The organism is Streptomyces sp. NPDC090499, from assembly GCF_044769305.1.
GTDB lineage: Bacteria > Actinomycetota > Actinomycetes > Streptomycetales > Streptomycetaceae > Streptomyces.
This window is the reverse complement of sequence record NZ_JBIVXP010000005.1, coordinates 413,370-428,235: the sequence shown is the minus strand read 5'-3', so window position 1 is coordinate 428,235 and position 14,866 is coordinate 413,370. Positions and strand designations below refer to the sequence as shown.

The 14,866-nt window shown below is 71.1% G+C and carries 12 protein-coding genes; 5 read left to right on the top strand and 7 right to left on the bottom strand.

Annotation, left to right across the window (positions count from 1 at the left end):
* Positions 1-9 precede the first annotated feature (9 nt).
* The 3 genes from ACIQVL_RS21175 to ACIQVL_RS21165 form a co-directional block, all read right to left on the bottom strand.
* Positions 10-1,107 carry an enolase C-terminal domain-like protein gene (locus tag ACIQVL_RS21175; protein ID WP_403440075.1) on the bottom strand — a complete coding sequence of 366 codons (1,098 nt, stop codon included), beginning with the start codon at positions 1,105-1,107 and terminating at the stop codon, positions 10-12.
* A 59-nt stretch (positions 1,108-1,166) separates the two neighbouring features.
* A complete protein-coding gene (locus ACIQVL_RS21170) occupies positions 1,167-4,376 on the bottom strand; it encodes a discoidin domain-containing protein (RefSeq protein WP_403476219.1) in 3,210 nt (1,069 codons plus the stop codon).
* Between the two features lie 290 nt (positions 4,377-4,666).
* Positions 4,667-5,479, bottom strand: a complete 813-nt coding sequence (locus ACIQVL_RS21165) for a FadR/GntR family transcriptional regulator (RefSeq protein ID WP_403440077.1) — start codon at positions 5,477-5,479, stop codon at positions 4,667-4,669.
* A gap of 247 nt (positions 5,480-5,726) precedes the next feature.
* Here ACIQVL_RS21165 and ACIQVL_RS21160 point away from each other — a divergent pair, with 247 nt between their 5' ends.
* The gene (locus ACIQVL_RS21160; protein WP_403440240.1) at positions 5,727-6,050 is read left to right on the top strand and encodes an L-rhamnose mutarotase; all 324 of its coding nucleotides are present in this window, start codon (positions 5,727-5,729) and stop codon (positions 6,048-6,050) included.
* Positions 6,051-6,076: 26 nt separating this feature from the next.
* On the opposite strand, the gene ACIQVL_RS21155 is transcribed toward ACIQVL_RS21160, so the two are convergent.
* The 3 genes from ACIQVL_RS21155 to ACIQVL_RS21145 form a co-directional block, all read right to left on the bottom strand.
* The gene (locus ACIQVL_RS21155; protein ID WP_403440079.1) at positions 6,077-8,221 is read right to left on the bottom strand and encodes a putative bifunctional diguanylate cyclase/phosphodiesterase; all 2,145 of its coding nucleotides are present in this window, start codon (positions 8,219-8,221) and stop codon (positions 6,077-6,079) included.
* A complete protein-coding gene (locus ACIQVL_RS21150) occupies positions 8,218-9,030 on the bottom strand; it encodes an SAM-dependent methyltransferase (RefSeq protein ID WP_403440081.1) in 813 nt (270 codons plus the stop codon). Before ACIQVL_RS21150 ends, ACIQVL_RS21155 begins: the two co-directional genes overlap by 4 nt.
* 307 nt (positions 9,031-9,337) lie before the next feature.
* Positions 9,338-10,306 carry an SCO0930 family lipoprotein gene (locus ACIQVL_RS21145; RefSeq protein WP_403440083.1) on the bottom strand — a complete coding sequence of 323 codons (969 nt, stop codon included), beginning with the start codon at positions 10,304-10,306 and terminating at the stop codon, positions 9,338-9,340.
* A 757-nt stretch (positions 10,307-11,063) separates the two neighbouring features.
* On the opposite strand from ACIQVL_RS21145, the gene ACIQVL_RS21140 reads away from it, so the two are divergent.
* From ACIQVL_RS21140 to ACIQVL_RS21130, 3 genes are all read left to right on the top strand, one after another.
* Entirely contained in the window at positions 11,064-11,192 is a 129-nt protein-coding gene (locus ACIQVL_RS21140; protein WP_403440084.1) for a hypothetical protein, read from the top strand.
* Positions 11,193-11,253: 61 nt separating this feature from the next.
* Entirely contained in the window at positions 11,254-11,988 is a 735-nt protein-coding gene (locus tag ACIQVL_RS21135; RefSeq protein WP_403440086.1) for a DUF4239 domain-containing protein, read from the top strand.
* A 196-nt stretch (positions 11,989-12,184) separates the two neighbouring features.
* Complete coding sequence (locus ACIQVL_RS21130) at positions 12,185-13,012, top strand: hypothetical protein (RefSeq protein WP_403440249.1); 828 nt, start codon at positions 12,185-12,187, stop codon at positions 13,010-13,012.
* Positions 13,013-13,077: 65 nt separating this feature from the next.
* Here the strand turns inward: ACIQVL_RS21130 and ACIQVL_RS21125 are convergent, their stop codons facing one another.
* Positions 13,078-13,836 (bottom strand): hypothetical protein, encoded by a 759-nt coding sequence (locus ACIQVL_RS21125; RefSeq protein WP_403440088.1) that lies wholly within the window; start codon positions 13,834-13,836, stop codon positions 13,078-13,080.
* A gap of 335 nt (positions 13,837-14,171) precedes the next feature.
* On the opposite strand from ACIQVL_RS21125, the gene ACIQVL_RS21120 reads away from it, so the two are divergent.
* Positions 14,172-14,846 (top strand): class F sortase, encoded by a 675-nt coding sequence (locus tag ACIQVL_RS21120; protein ID WP_403440090.1) that lies wholly within the window; start codon positions 14,172-14,174, stop codon positions 14,844-14,846.
* The last annotated feature ends 20 nt before the right edge of the window (positions 14,847-14,866 follow it).

The window sequence follows — 14,866 nt, the reverse complement described above, 5'->3', positions numbered from 1 at the left end:
TCTTGCCGGTCAGCGCGGTTGTTCGACGAACGGCAGGAGTTCCTCGCCGTAGCCGAGGTCGAGGGGAAGGGCGATGCCGGGTCCCGTGGGGGCGTGGACCAGGCCCTGGGCGTCCACGTGGCGTTCGCGCACGACCGTCGTGGCGGTGACCAGGGACTCGTAGTAGGTGGTGTTGGAGATGGCCATGCACAGGTGGTGGTTGGGGATGTCCGAACCGTGCACCTCTGCGCGGAGCCGGTAGGCGTCGGCGAGGTGGGCGGTGCGCATGGCGCCGGTGATGCCACCGCGGAGGGTGGTGCCGGCCCGGACGCCGAACGTGGCGGCGCCGGCCCGGATGAAGTCGGCGGAGTTCATGTGGACGCCGTCGGAGGTCTCGGCGACCAGCAGCGGGACGTCCACGGCCGCGGCGAGCTGCTGGTACGCGGAGACGCTGAACTCGCGCATCGGCTCCTCGTACCAGAGGTAGTCCGCCTCGGAGAGGGCCCGCCCGAGGCGGATCGCGTCCGGCAGGTCGAAGCCGGCCGAGCCGTCGTACATCAGGGGCACGTCCGGGCCGACGTGCTCGCGCAGGGCGAGGCAGAGGTCGGCGTCGCGGCGGGCGTCGCCCCAGGCGTGCAGCTTGATGCCCCGGTAGCCGAGGTCCAGGCACTGGTCGGCGACGTCGAGGAACTCCTCGGTGGTGGCGAACGTCGACGTGGAGGCGTACGCCGGGATGGCGTCCCGGAAGCCGCCGAGCAGCCGCCAGACCGGCTGGCCGTGGTGGCGGCCGGCCAGGTCCCACAGGGCGATGTCGATCAGGCCCAGGGTGGGGAGCGGGAGTTCGTGGATGCGGTCCAGCTCCCACACCCGGTGCCACAGCCACTCCCGCTGGAACGGGTCGGCCCCGACCAGTTCCTCGCGGAAGACCCGGTCCACCAGTTCGGTGAGGGTGGTGAAGGCTCCCGGGCGGGCGAACAGGGCCACGCCCTCGGCCCCCTCGTCCGTGCCGATGCGGAGCACCGCGCCGTCGCCGACCGGAGCGCTGCCGCTCAGCCCCTCCCGCCAGCGGAAGGGCGGGCTGGCCGCCGGAACGTCGATCCGGTGTACTTCGACATGGGTGATCTTCATCCTGGCTTTCGTTTCTGTGGTGACAGGAGAGGTGACGTCGACGGCCGGGAGCGGGCGGCTCAGAAGCCGCCGTACGCCTGGAGTTCGTAGACGCTGCCGCCGTTCCAGCTGGAGCCGGTGACGGTCAGCCGCAGGTAGCGGGCGGTGACGGGCCGGTCCACGAAGGAGTAGTCGGTCTGCGCGGTGGTGTTGTCGGCGGTGTGGTCCGCGAAGGTCGACCAGTCCGTGCCGTCGGTGGAGTACTCCAGGCGGTACTTGTAGCCGCTCGGCTTCTCGAAGGTGGTGACGACGGCGGAGACGCTGGTGTCCTTGCCGAGGTCCACCTGGAGCCAGGACGGGTCGGGCAGGCCGAGGCCCTGCGCCCAGCGGGTCGTCAGATCGCCGTCGAAGGCCTTGGCAGGAACGTTTCCTTCCGAGTCGGAGGACGCCGTCGCCGTCTTGTTCAGGGCCAGGTCGTCGTCGGCCGGGGTGGTGACCTCCGCCGCCGCACTGGGGTCGGAGGCGTTGAGCTCGGCGTCGCGGGCGACGACGGTGAAGGAGTACTTCGTGCTGGGCTTCAGGCCGGAGACCCGGTAGCTCGTGTCGTCGGTGACGCCGATCCGCGTGCCGTCCTGGTAGACGACGTAGCTGGTCACGCCGGTGTCGTCGGTGGCGGCCGGCCAGCTGACGTCCACCAGGCTGGGCAGCAGCGCCTTCACGGTGGGCTGTCCGGGGCTGCTGGGGGCGGTGCGGTCGGAGCCGGGGGCGCGGGCGGTGCCGTAGACCTGGAAGTCGTAGATGCTGCCGCCGTTGCCGCTGGAGCCGGTGACGGTGAGCCGTACGAAGCGGCCGGTGACCGGGGTGCCGGCGTCGGCGTAGTCGGTCTGGGCGGTGGTGCTGTCGGCGGTGTGGTCCGCGAGGGTCCCCCAGTGGACCTCGTCGGGCGACACCTCGATGCGGTACTTGTAGCCGCTGCTCTTCTCGAAGGTGGTGATCGCGCCGGTCACGTCGTACGACGCGCCCAGGTCGACCTGGATCCAGGACGGGTCGGGCAGCCCGAGGCCCTGCGCCCAGCGGGTCGACAGGTCGCCGTCGACCGCCTTCGCCGGGACGTTGCCCTCGGAGTCGGAGGACGCGGTGACCGGCTTGTTCAGCGCCAGGTCCGCGCCGTCGGGCATCGTGACCTTCAGCGACCTGCTCGGCGCGGACTCGTTGCCGGCCGCGTCACGGGCGGTGACGGTGAAGGTGTACGTCTGTCCCGCCGTCAGACCGGAGAGGCGTACGGAGGTCTTGCCGGAGGCGCTGACCAGCTTGCCGTCCCGGAAGACCGAGTAGCCGGTGACGCCGGTGTCGTCCGTGGCGGCGCCCCAGCTGAGGTCGGCGACGGTCGGGAAGTCGGTGACCGAGGTGAGGTCGCCGGGGGCGGTGGGCGCCTGGTGGTCGGTGACCGGGGGGCCCGGGTCGAGGTGCTGGTACGGCTTCTCCAGGCCCGCGTTGTTCACGATCGAGGCGGGCAGCTGGTCGCAGGAGCCGACCGTGGTGTTGCCGCTGACGTCGTTGTTCTGGCTCAGGTACTGGACGCTGAAGGCGGGCTGGGTGGTGAAGTTGCCCGTCGCCGCGTTGTCCTGGGCGTGGTTCATCAACAGCCACTGGAAGGAGACGTCGCAGAACGCGTTGCCGGTGTTCTCCCAGTGCCGGCTGCCCTCGTCGTGGTAGACGGCGCCGTAGGCGGGGGCCGGGATGCCGTGGATGTAGTTGCCCGTCACCTTGCCGCCGGGGTCGCTGCTGAGCGTGTAGATCGCCCCGCCGTCGGCCTGCGACTGCATGATGTCGCTGATCTCGTTGTCGCTGACGACGTTGTCACGGCTGATGGTCGGGGTGTCGGAGACCGGGATGCCCGCGTTGTTCGGGTACGCGGAGTTGCCGCCCTGGTCGGTCAGCCCCCAGCCCCAGCCGACGGAAATACCGCTGTAGGGCAGGTCGTGAACCTTGTTGTGGGTGATCACCGTGGCGTCGGTGTAGCCGGCCAGGATGCCCAGCGAACCGTTGTACTGGTCGGCGACCTTGGTGACGACGTTGTTGTCGACCAGCGTGTCCTCGGTGATGTCACGGGAGTCGTCGGGGTGCGCGTCGCCCCAGGTGACCCCGCCGATCTGGATGCCGGTCGCGGCGATCTGCTTGAACACGTTTCCGGTGATGGTGGTGTGCTGCGTACCGGTGTTCAGGTTCAGGCCGACGGCGCCGAGGTGGGTGAAGGTGTTGCCGGTGAACTCGACGCCCTGCCCGTGGCTGACGTTGACCGCTCCGGGCGTCTTCTTCCAGTTCAGGCGTGTGGAGTCGAAGGTCGGGTTGTCGTCGCCGACCATCCGGAAGCCGGCCTGCCCCTCGATGAGCCCGTCGGACGAACTCGGCTCCAGCCAGGTGGAGTAGGAGAAGGTGATGCCCCGGAAGGACACGTCCGAGACGGGGTGGGCGGTGGTGCCGTTCAGGTCGACCAGGTCCTGGACGGCGGGGACGGTGACGTCCGCGGTCCTCATGTCCTCGCCCGGCTCGGGCATGTAGTAGATCTCGCCGGCGCCCTTGTCGAGGTACCACTCCCCCGGGCTGTCCAGGAGTTCGCGGGCGTTCTCCAGCCAGGTGGGATTCTGGATCTCCTGCCCCTGCTGGAGGTTGGCGTTGTGCCAGCACGGCTGCTGCATCGTCATGGTGTTGCCGGAGATCGACGCGACCGGGCAGCGCATCAGCTTCCAGCCCCAGGAGCTGACGACTTCGAGGTCCGAGGGCCGCTTGTAGTTCGTGAGGGCGCTGTCGGTGAAGGTGTAGCCGGTGGACGTCTTGCTGAACCCGGAGGGGTTCTTCCCGCTGCGCGCCCGGGTCCTCGACTCGCCGTTCACGTACAGCTGGCGGGTGTCGAGGCCGGTCAGCTTCGCCTTGTAGACCTTGCCGTCCGCGTCGGCCCTGGTCCAGCCGGTGACCTGCTTGCCACCACTGACCACGGGGTGCGCGCCGGAGGCGGCCTCGTACACGATCCGCTGCCCGCCCTTGCCGGAGTCCTGGGCGGTGAGGGCGAAGGTGCGGCTCAGTCGGTACGTCCCCGACAACAGCCGGACGTGGACGTCACCGGCCACCTTCGTCTTGGCGTCACGCACGTAGTCCCGGGCGTGCTCCAGGGTCCTGAAGGGGTGGTCGGCGGTGCCGCGGCCGGTGTCCTTGCCGGTCGGCGAGACGTAGACGGTGAGCCCTGACGCCTTCGGGGCCGCCTGGGCCGGGGCGACGGCCAGGGGCGCCATCGCCAGGGCGACGGGCAGGGCGGCTATGAGGGTTCTCGGCAGGGGCACGGCTCTGCCCCTGCGCACAGACAGAAGAGACACGGAGATCCAATCGCCTGAGGAATGAAGCATCGGAACCAGGTCGTCCGCCCGGTTCCCGGGGTGCGGGACCTCGTCGTACGGGTGCGGGCCGGTGGGGGCTGGTCGCGCAGTTCCCCGCGCCCCTTTCAGGGGCGTCCACTTGGCGCCCCTTCAGGGGCGCGGGGAACTGCGCGAGCAACCACCCACAGCCCGCAGCCGCGCCGACCGGCCTACGACACCGATGTCTGCGGCGGAAGGCCGGAGTCCCCGGCCGGCTGCGCGGGTGCCCCCGGGGCGGCCCGGTCGCCGAGGTTGAACAGCCGGTCGCGGATCTTCCGCTCGAACTGGCTCTGCGTGGTGGCGATGTGCTCCACCATCAGCTCGCTCGCGAGATCGGCCTCCCCCGCGGCGACCGCCTCTGCGATGGCGAGATGCTGCCGTGCCGCGACCTCCAGCGAGCCGGGGGCGTCGCCGTGGAAGAGCAGCACGTCGGACTGGGACGCGAGCCGCCGCACACCGGCGACGCTGGAGCGCAGGAACACGTTGTGCGAGGCCGCGCCGACCGCGTCGTGGAAGGCCTCGTCGGCTCGGGCGAAGGCGTGCCCGTCGTTCTGCTGGGCCGCGGTCAGGGAGCTCTGCGCGCCCTCCCGGATGGTGCGGACCTCGACGGGGTTGGCGAGGCCGGCGGCCCGGCGGGCCGTCTCCGACTCGATCACCGTGCGGTAGTCGAGCAGCATGAGGACGTCTTCCATGCTCGTCGGCCGGAAGTGCGAGAGGTGGTCGTCCACCAGCCCGCCGGTCGCCTCCGCGACGAAGATGCCGGCGCCCCGCCGCACGCTCAGCCGGCCGATGGCGGCCAGCACCTTGACCGCCTCACGGGTGACGTTGCGGGTGGCGCCCAGGATCTCGGCCAGGCCCGCCTCGGTGGGGAGCCGGTCGCCCGGCCGCAGGTTCTGCTCGGCGATGTACTCCAGCAGTTGTTCGGCGACCAGTTCGTACCCCGGCCGGTAGGGACCGTCGGAGACCGGTGACGGATCCGCCACGGTGCACCCCCTCCTCGATGTCGGATGAATCAGGTTCATCGGCGGTGGTCACTATGACACCCGCGTCACACGGAGGGAAGATGTTGAACGGAGCTGGCTTCAAGTACCTGATGGGACAGCGGGATTCAGCCCGTAAGCGACATCTCTCCGGGCCATTGCGCCGGAAGGATCTGATCCTTAGGGTCCTGTCCGTCAGATGAAACTGATTCTTCGCCGTTCGTCCCCCTAGGAGGGAGAGGTGAGCAAGGTGCAGCGCTTCGCCGCCGTCATCCGGTTGCGCCCGGAGAAGGAGTCCGAGTACCGCGCCCTGCACGCGGCCGCCTGGCCGGGTGTACTGGACGCCCTCAGACGCGCCCACATCGGCAACTACTCGATCTTCCTGCGGGACGGGCTGCTGTTCAGCTACCTGGAGTACTCGGGGAGCGACTACGCCGCCGACACCGCACAGATCGCGGCCGACCCGGTGACCCGCGAGTGGTGGACGCTCACCGACCCGTGTCAGCAGCCGCTGGACACCGCGGCCCCGGGCGAACGGTGGGCCCCCGCCGAGGAGGTCTTCCACCTCGACTGAGGGCCCTTGCCGACGCGGCGTCCGGGTCAGCCCGTGGCGTCCACCAGGGCCAGCTCGTGCAGGCGCTCCGGTGGGCCCGGACGGGCGTAGTACCAGCCCTGGGCCGTGTCGCAGCCCAGTATCCGGAGCTGTTCCGCCTGGGCCCCCGTCTCCACGCCCTCCACCGTGACCGCGAGGTCGAGGCTGTGGGCCAGGGTGACGATGCCCTCCACGATCTTGAGGTCGACCGGGTCGGCGGGGAACTGCTGCATGCTCTGGGTGAAGGAGCGGTCCAGCTTGAGGATGCTCACCGGCAGGCGGCGCAGGTTCGCGAGGTTCGAGTAGCCGGTGCCGAAGTCGTCCAGGGCGATGTCGACGCCCATCTCGGCGAGCCGCCGCAGGGGTTTGAGGAGATCGTCGTCGGCGCCGATGAGCGCGGACTCGGTGACCTCCAGGCAGAGGGCGTCGGGGGCCACCCCGGTCCGCTCCAGGATCTCCACGGTGTCCTGGACCAGGCCGGGGTGGGAGAGCTGGCACGGGGAGAGGTTGACGTTGATCCGCAGCGGGCCGGCGCCGTCGTGCTCGCCGTAGCGTTCTCGCCACTCGCGGGCCTGGCGGATCGACTCCTCCAGGACCCAGCGGCCCAACGGGACGATGAGGCCGGTGTGTTCGGCGAGCGGGATGAACCGGTCGGGGCCGAGGACGCCGTGCTGCGGGTGCAGCCAGCGGACCAGGGCCTCGGCGCCGCGGACGCTGCCGTCGCCGAGGTGGACCAGCGGCTGGTACTCGATGAAGAACTCGCCCCGGTCCAGGGCGGCCGGCAGCGCCGTGGTCAGGCCGTGCCGGGTGATCGCGCGGGCGTCCGCCTCCGGGTCGGCCAGTTCGAAGCGGTTGCCGCCCGCCGACTTGGCCCGGTACATCGTGATGTCGGCGCTGCGCAGCACCTCGGCCGGGGTGCGCTCGCCCGCCGGGCCCTCCACGATGCCGATGGAGCCGCGGACCATGAGTTCACGGCCGTCGATGCTGATGGGGGTGACCAGGGCGTTCATGATGCGGTCGGCCAGGTCGTCGACCTCGCGCTGGGTGGCCGGTCCGGTGGTCAGGGCCACGAACTCGTCGCCGCCGAGCCGGGCGACCATCTCGCCGGGCGCGGTCGCGCAGGACTGCAGCCGGTCGGCGACCTCCACCAGCAGCCGGTCGCCGGCCGAGTGGCCGAGGCTGTCGTTGATGGTCTTGAAGCCGTCCAGGTCGAGGTAGCACAGGCCGAAGCGCTGGCCCTCGCCGGCCGACAGGGCCTTCTCCAGGCGCTCGAAGAACAGCGTGCGGTTCGGCAGGCCGGTGAGCGCGTCGTGGGTGGCCTCGTAGCGCAGCCGGAGGTTGAGCAGCCGACGCTCGGTGGTGTCCTCCATGAGGGCCAGCTGGTACTGCGGGTCGCCGTCCGCGTCCCGGAGCAGGGAGACGGTGAGGTTGGTCCACAGGACCGTTCCGTCGGAGCGGTTGAAGGCCTTCTCGACGTGGTAGTGCTCGCGTTCGCCGCGCACCAGCTCCTCGTAGAGCCGCCAGGTCTGCGGGGCGTCCTCGGGATGCGCCCACTCCAGGACGTTGCGGCCGCGCAGGGTCTGCTCGGAGCCGCCGAACATGCGCAGCAGCGCGCCGTTCACCTGGAGGACGTTGCCTTCGAGGTCGGCGATGCCGATCCCTATCGCCGCGCCCTCGAAGACGGCCCGGAAGCGGGCCTCGCTGGCGTGCAGCGCCTGCGCGACCACGCCCTGGGCGCGCAACGCGGCCTGGGCGATGGCCTCCTGCTCGGCCAGCGTGCGCTCGCGCAGCGCCTGGGCGAACCCGGCGGCCATCGCGTGCTGGATCCGCGAGGACCGCATCCGCAGCTCGTCCTGGGGGCCGTCCTCGCCGCAGTACAGGACCAGGTAGGCGTCGACGCAGTCGAGGGAGCGGGTCAGCGCCTCCGGGTCGGTGCAGTGCGCGTCGATCAGCGCGGCCCCCACCTGCCGGGCCTCGTCGGCGTCGAAGCCGTGTGCCAGCAGGATCTCGCTCAGCCGGCGGGCCAGCGGGAGAAGCTGCTCCTCGAACTCCGGGCGGGTCAGGGACGTCGAGGTCACCGGGAACACCGCCCGGCTCCAGATCGTCGCGAACCTGCGCAGTCTGTCCTCCGGGCCGCCCGGCTCCGCGGTCACGCCGCGATCCCCACGCCGGCGAATCCGGAGAAGGCGAACGGATCCTCGTCCTCCGGCGCCGACTCCGGCCGCCAGTGCGGCATCGGCACCAGTCCGGGTTCCACCATGTCGTACCCCTCGAAGAACCGCGCGATCTCGTCGCGCGAGCGCATGATCAGCGGATTGCGAATGTCCTTGTATACGTCCACCGCGCCCTCGGCCCGCTCCGCGGGCAACGGGATTCCCTCGTACGAGGCATGCGTGAGAACAAGCAGGCTGCCGGGCGCGAGTGCGTCGCGCAGCTGTGCCACTGCCCCGTACGGGTCGTCCGCGTCTTCCACGAAGTGCAGTATGGCAACGAGAAGCAACGCCACTGGCCGATTCAGGTCGATCAGGCGCTCCACCTGGGGGCTGGACAGGATCTCCTGGGGCTTGCGGAGATCGGCGGCGACCACGTCCGCGTCCTCGTTGCCCGCCAGCACGGCGTTGCTGTGCGCCACGGCCACCGGGTCGTGGTCGACGTACACCACGCGCGCGCCGGGGTGCGCCGCCTGTGCGATCTCGTGGACGTTGCCGAAGGTGGGGATGCCGGAACCGATGTCCAGGAACTGGTCGATGCCGGTGTCCACCGCGTGCCGGACGGCGCGGCGCATGAAGGCGCGGTTGGCCTGCATGATCTTCGGCAGGCCGGGCAGATGGGTCATCGCCTTGCGGGCCGCTTCCCGGTCGACCTCGAAATTGTGCGAACCGCCCAGGTAGAAGTCGTAGATACGCGAAACGCTCGGCACCGAGATGTCGATGCTCCGTGGGGCCCAGGCGGGACGCTCCATGTATCTCTCCAAGGCTGAGGCGATCCGGTGTTCGAGCTGAGGCTACTGATCGCCTGCGAACGGGGGTAGCCGAAACGGAAATTGACCATCCGTTCCTGGTCACTGCCTGGGAATTGAGGTGTGGGGTTTGGGGGGCGTTCGGTTTGTTCGTCTGGTGCGGGTGGTTCGTGGCTGGTCGCGCAGTTCCCCGCGCTCCTCAAGGGGCGCTCCAGCCGGGGCGCGTCAACAGGCGGCCCCGGACGCGCAGAAGCCCGCCCCCTCCGTGCGGTGTGGAGGGGGCGGGCGGTCAACCTTGTGGAGGTGATGCCTAATTGCTCGGCGCGCCGACCAGCTTTCCTTCGGGCGAGACGGCGTACCAGGTGCCGCCGACGCCCTGGCCGTTGGTGTCGCCGGCCTTCGCGTCGCCGGAGAAGGTGTAGATGGGCCAGCAGTCGACCGTCTGCTGCTTCTCGCCGTTGTCGGGACGGGTGAAGCCCATCAGGCCCTTCTTCACGACGCCCTTGGTGTCGCTGGAGGCGACCTCGGCGACGGCCGGCCACTTCACGAGGCAGTCACCGGTGCAGTTGGAGACGGACTTGGGCCATGCCTTGTCCTTGATGAAGCGGTAGACCGTCATGCCGTTCTTGTCGACGACGATGTCGCCGAGCTTGGCGTCCTTGCGGACCGACAGACCGGGCAGGTCGGCCAGCGTGGCCTTCTTGCCGTCGGGGGCGGTCGCGAACCACTTGCCGCCCACGCCCTGGCCGTTGACGTCGCCGGCGTTGAGGTCCTTGGCGTACCGGTACATCGGCCAGCCGGCGACGGTCAGCTGCTTGGTGCCGTCGGAGCGGGTGACCTCGCCGAGCAGCGACTTGTCGATGCCCGCACCGGCCGAGGCGTCGTCGGCGGGCACCGGCGGCCAGGTGGTGGCGCAGTCCCCGTCACAGTTCGACTTGGGGGGATTGGCGGTGTCCGCGTCGAAACGGTAGAGGGTGAGGCCGCTGCCGTCGGTCAGCACCTTGCCCAGGTCGGGGTTGGTGGCAACGGTCAGCTTGCCGGCGGGCGCGACCGCCGCCGGGGAGCTGGAGGCCTGGCTGCCGTCGGCGCCGTAGCCGTTGCCCGCGCCGGTGGAGGCGGAGGGGTTGGTGATGCTGCCGATGCCGGCCGGCGCCGTGGCGCCGACGTTCTGGGCCGCCGAGGACGGAGTGGTCGTGTTGTCCTGACCGCACGCCGTCGCGAACACCATCACCCCCGCGGCCGTGGCCACCAGCGAGGCGCTCCTCCACGAGGTCTTCATCGTCAACTCCCCATAATCGCCTGGTTATTGCAGCGCCTCTGCGCCGCCGCACGACACCAGGTACGGATGCCGGGGGCCGAAGTGTTCAACGGGCGCACAAATTTCTTTCGGGACACGGTGGCCGCGGACCGCGTCCCGCACGGGCGTGCGCTTCGAGCCATTCGCCGAGCGGCGTGATTCAAACCGGTTTACGTCACATGTCCCCCGTTCGGGCCAATCACCCGGTACTCCGGCGTGCGACGGCGCCCGACGCCCCATGATCTCCGTCGTGCATGCACCCGAAGCGACCAGACTCGCGCCCGTCCCAAGGGTATTGGCCCTGCTGACGCTGACGTGGGCCCTGGCGGGCTGCCCGGCCGGCACGGCGTCGGCCGACGCCTGCGCCTCCGCCTCGACGGGCCCCGACGGCATCCACGCGGTGGCCGTCGCCGGGGGTTCCTGGCCCACTCCCCCGCCGTGTCCGGCGCCCACCCCGCCGCCCTGCCCCACCCCGACCCCTACACCCACGCCCACTCCGACACCCACGCCCACCCCGCCCCCGAAGCCCGCCCCGAAACCCAAGCCCACGCCGACCCCGAGGCCGCCGCGCACCACCCCGCCGGCGCCGCGCCCGGCACCCCCGCCGCCACCCCGGCGGGCGCCCGCCCCGAAACCCACGCCCACCCCCACCCCGCCGCCTGCGCCGCGGCCCAGGCCGAAGCCGACCCCGACGCCCACCCCGTCGCCGAAGCCCACCCCGCGGCCCTCGCCGACCCCGGTGGCCTACCCGCCGTACCACGTCCAGTCGACCGGTGCGACGGCCCCGAACCGCACCTCCCCGGTCACCTACGTCCTGCTCATCGCCGTACCCGCGATCATCGCCGTCGCCGCGTTCCGCGCGCGCTGACGGCCGGCCCACTGATTCCTGGAGGCTTCCGTTGCCGGATTGGCTTGTTCTCGTCCTCGCGATGCTCGCGGCCGTTGTCGTGGTCGTCATCATCACCCTCGTCCGCGACAAGAGGGCGGCGGAGGACGAGGATCCCTCCGAGACGCCGGACGTCATCGAGTACATGACCATGTGGATCGGCGTCATCTACGCCATCGTCCTCGGTCTGGCGGTGGCCGGGGTGTGGGAGGCCCGCAGCGCCGCCCAGGACCATGTGCAGGCGGAGGCGCAGGCGCTGCACGAGATCTACGAACGGGTGCGGGTGTATCCGCCCGACACGCGTGACCGGATCCGGGCGGACGTCGACGCCTATGCCGCCCAGGTCGTCGACAAGGAATGGAAGGAGATGGCCGACCACGGGCGGCTCTCCCGGCACGGTGCCGAGCTGCTCGCGCAGATCCGCCAGGACGTCACCGACTACCAGCCGAAGACCGACTTCCAGGCGCAGGCCTACCAGCCGCTGGTGGACCAGGTGGCCGCGCTCGACCAGGCCCGCAGTGCCCGGGCCGACTCGACCGGGGCGACCATGCCGAACGTGGTGTGGATCGGGCTGCTGACCGGAGCCGCGATCACCATCGGCATGGTCTTCGCACTGCAGATCAGGCGTTCCCGGCGCGAGCTGGTCCTGGCCGGCCTGTTCACCGCGACCATCACCTTCATGCTCTTCCTGATCTGGGACTTCGACGAGCCGTACAGCCGCGGCATCACGGCGACGGCGCAGCCGTTCCTGAACCTCTTCCCGCACATCAAGGGGTAGCGGGGTTCCCGGGGGACATCGGGCCACGGCGCGCCACGCCGCCGGTGTCCCCCGGACGGCCCAGCACGGTCCCCCGTTCGCCCTACAGCGTTCGCGCGCATGTGCGGAGGTTTCTAGCGTTCCGATCATCGAGGTGCATTTCCGGCACCGGCGGAACAGGTCCGCAGGCCGCTCCTCGGGGACCGGAGGAACCACCATGCGCGCGACACGCGTTGCCTCGGCCGCACTGCTGGGCCTCGGCGCCCTCGCCCTCTGCGCCCCGGTCATCCTCGCGAGCGACAGCGGCGGCAGTGGCCGGGACGGCGGCCGGGACAGTGGCACGCCTTTCGCCTTCCGGATCACGCCCACCACCGTCACGGCGGGCGGCCGGGTGAGCCTGCACCTGGACCGCGGCAGTGGCTGCCGGGGCGCCGCGACGGTCACCTCGGGTCTCTTCGACACGGTCCGCATCCCGTCGGGGCGGGACTCGGGGACGGCCACGGTCGACCGGACGGCGAAGTCGCAGGGCTCGTACCGGGTGACGTTGAACTGCGACGGCTCCAGCACGTCGACCGAGCTGGCCATCGCGAGCAGCACGTCGGCCGAACGGGACGACGTGCACGCGGCCGGGCACGACAACGGGAACAGCGACGGAAACGGACGCACCGACGAGCAGTCCGGCGGACGTACGGACGGCCGTACGGACGAACACGCGGGCGGGGGCACCGGCAGCGCTACGGACGTGGACGGGCGCAGCGACGGTGCCACGGACGCGCGCAGCGACAGCGGCAGCAGTACGGACAGTCGCGCCGACGGCGTCGTCGGCGTCGTCGGCGGGCCCGCGGACCCTGCCGGTTCCGGTGGCCGCCAGGCGCTCAACCCGCAGCCCCTGCCGCCCGGACGGGGGGTCCAGGCCGGTGAGGGCGGCAGCATCGGCGGGTTCGATCTCGGCGAGATCGGCCTCGGCGCGGCGCTCGTCGCGGGGACGGTCGGTACGGCGTACCGGCGCTCGCGCAGGCACGCCGGCGAGGAGGAGGGCGCCTGATCGCGGTCCGGCCGGGCGGGTCCGTGTCCCGGTCCGCCGCGGGACCGGGACACGGACCCGCCGGCTCAGAACCGCTTCTCGCTCCGGCGGCGCAGCCAGAACCCGCAGCCGGCGAGCACGGCCGCGCCCACCAGGCCGCCGCCGATCGCCATGTCCGCGGGTGTGGCACCGCTGGAGACGCTGCCGCCGAGCCCGCCCCGCACCCCGCCGAGCACGAAGAACGCGTCCCGCCGGAGCAGGGTGCGGCCGTCGCAGCGCACGGTCAGGTCGTACGGGCCGGGGCTGGCGTTCCGGTCGATGGTGGCGACACCGCGGGCCATGTCGCCGCCGAACGGGTACAGCGATGTCGTACGGAAGGCGCGGGAGGTCATGGCGCCGCTGCGGCAGTTGTTGACGGTGACGGTGAGCCGCTGGCCGGTGGCGATCGACCGGGGCTGGACGTCGATGTCACGCGCGCCGTCGCCCCGGCCGTCGAAGTCGTCGAAGCGCCCGTCGTCACCCCGTCCGCGGTTGCCGTTGTTGAAACGCCCGTCACCGAACCCGCCCACCCCGTATCCGGGGACCACGACGCCGGGAACCGCGAATCCGGGAGCCACGCCGACACCGCCGACGCCGGGGGCGACACCGACACCGCCGACACCGCCGATCCCGCCGACCCCGCCGACTCCGGTCCCGGGGGCGACGCCCGCCCCACCGACGACCGGGGCCTGGGTGTTGGGCGGGCCGCCGGGGTTGCCCAGGCCGTCGGCGACGGCCACGGGGGCGGCGGCGCCGAGAACGGCGACCACGGTGCACGCGGCCGCCAGCGCACGTGAGTTTCGCATCTCTTCCTCCGCGGAAGGCGCCCCGGGAACGGTCCCCGGTGGATCGGCGAGAAAGCACCTCCCGTACAGACCCTCAGTTGCCCGGAACACGCCCGCATTTCGAGAATGGTCCGTCCTGGTGAGGGGACACGCCGAACGAAAAGCGCACAATCAGATATTGCCGCAGGTCACGGACCGTCAGAAAAATCCTGAGAACGGCAACTCGGATGGCGCACCCGAATACGCGCGGGCCACCCGTTCGCCCGTCGCCCCGTCGCCGCACGCGTGCCGGGGACTTAGCTTTTTCCCATGCGCGATACGGACCCGAGGGCGGCCGCGTCGAGAGGGGATGGCGAATGTCTGCGTCCGAACTTTCCGAGCTCGCCGAAGAGGAGGAGCGGCGGAGGAAGCGTGCCCCCTGGGGCGTGATAGCGCTCGTTCTGCTGACCGGTCTGGCACTCATTCGGAACGGTTCGGGAGAGTTCGACGTCGGTCCTCCGCAGCCTGCCTCGGCCGCCGCCCCGGACAGCCGTATCACGGTTCCGGGCACCTTCGCCACGGCGCCGGCCGCGCTGCCGTTCGCCGCGGCGGACCGGATCAGGATCCCGGCGATCCGGGTCGACGCGCCGGTGATGCCGGTGGGGCTGGACACGGACGGCTGGATCGCGGCGCCGCCGCCGGACGACCCGAATCTGGCCGGATGGTTCACGGGTGGCGTCTCGCCCGGGGAGAAGGGCACGTCCGTCGTCGTGGGCCATGTCGACAACACGAAGGGCCCGGCCGTCTTCTACGGGCTCGGTTCCCTGAAGAAGGGAAACCGGATCGAGGTCGAGCGCCAGGACGGCCGGACGGCGGTTTTCGAGATCTACGGGATCGAGGTCTTCGCGAAGGCCAACTTCCCGGGCGACCGGGTCTACGGTTCCAAGGGCACACCGGAGTTGCGGGTCATCACCTGCGGCGGCGGTTTCTCGAAGCAGAACGGCTACGACGGGAACGTCGTGGTCTTCGCCCGCCTGGTCGAGGCCCGCTGAGGCCGCCACCGGGCGGGCGC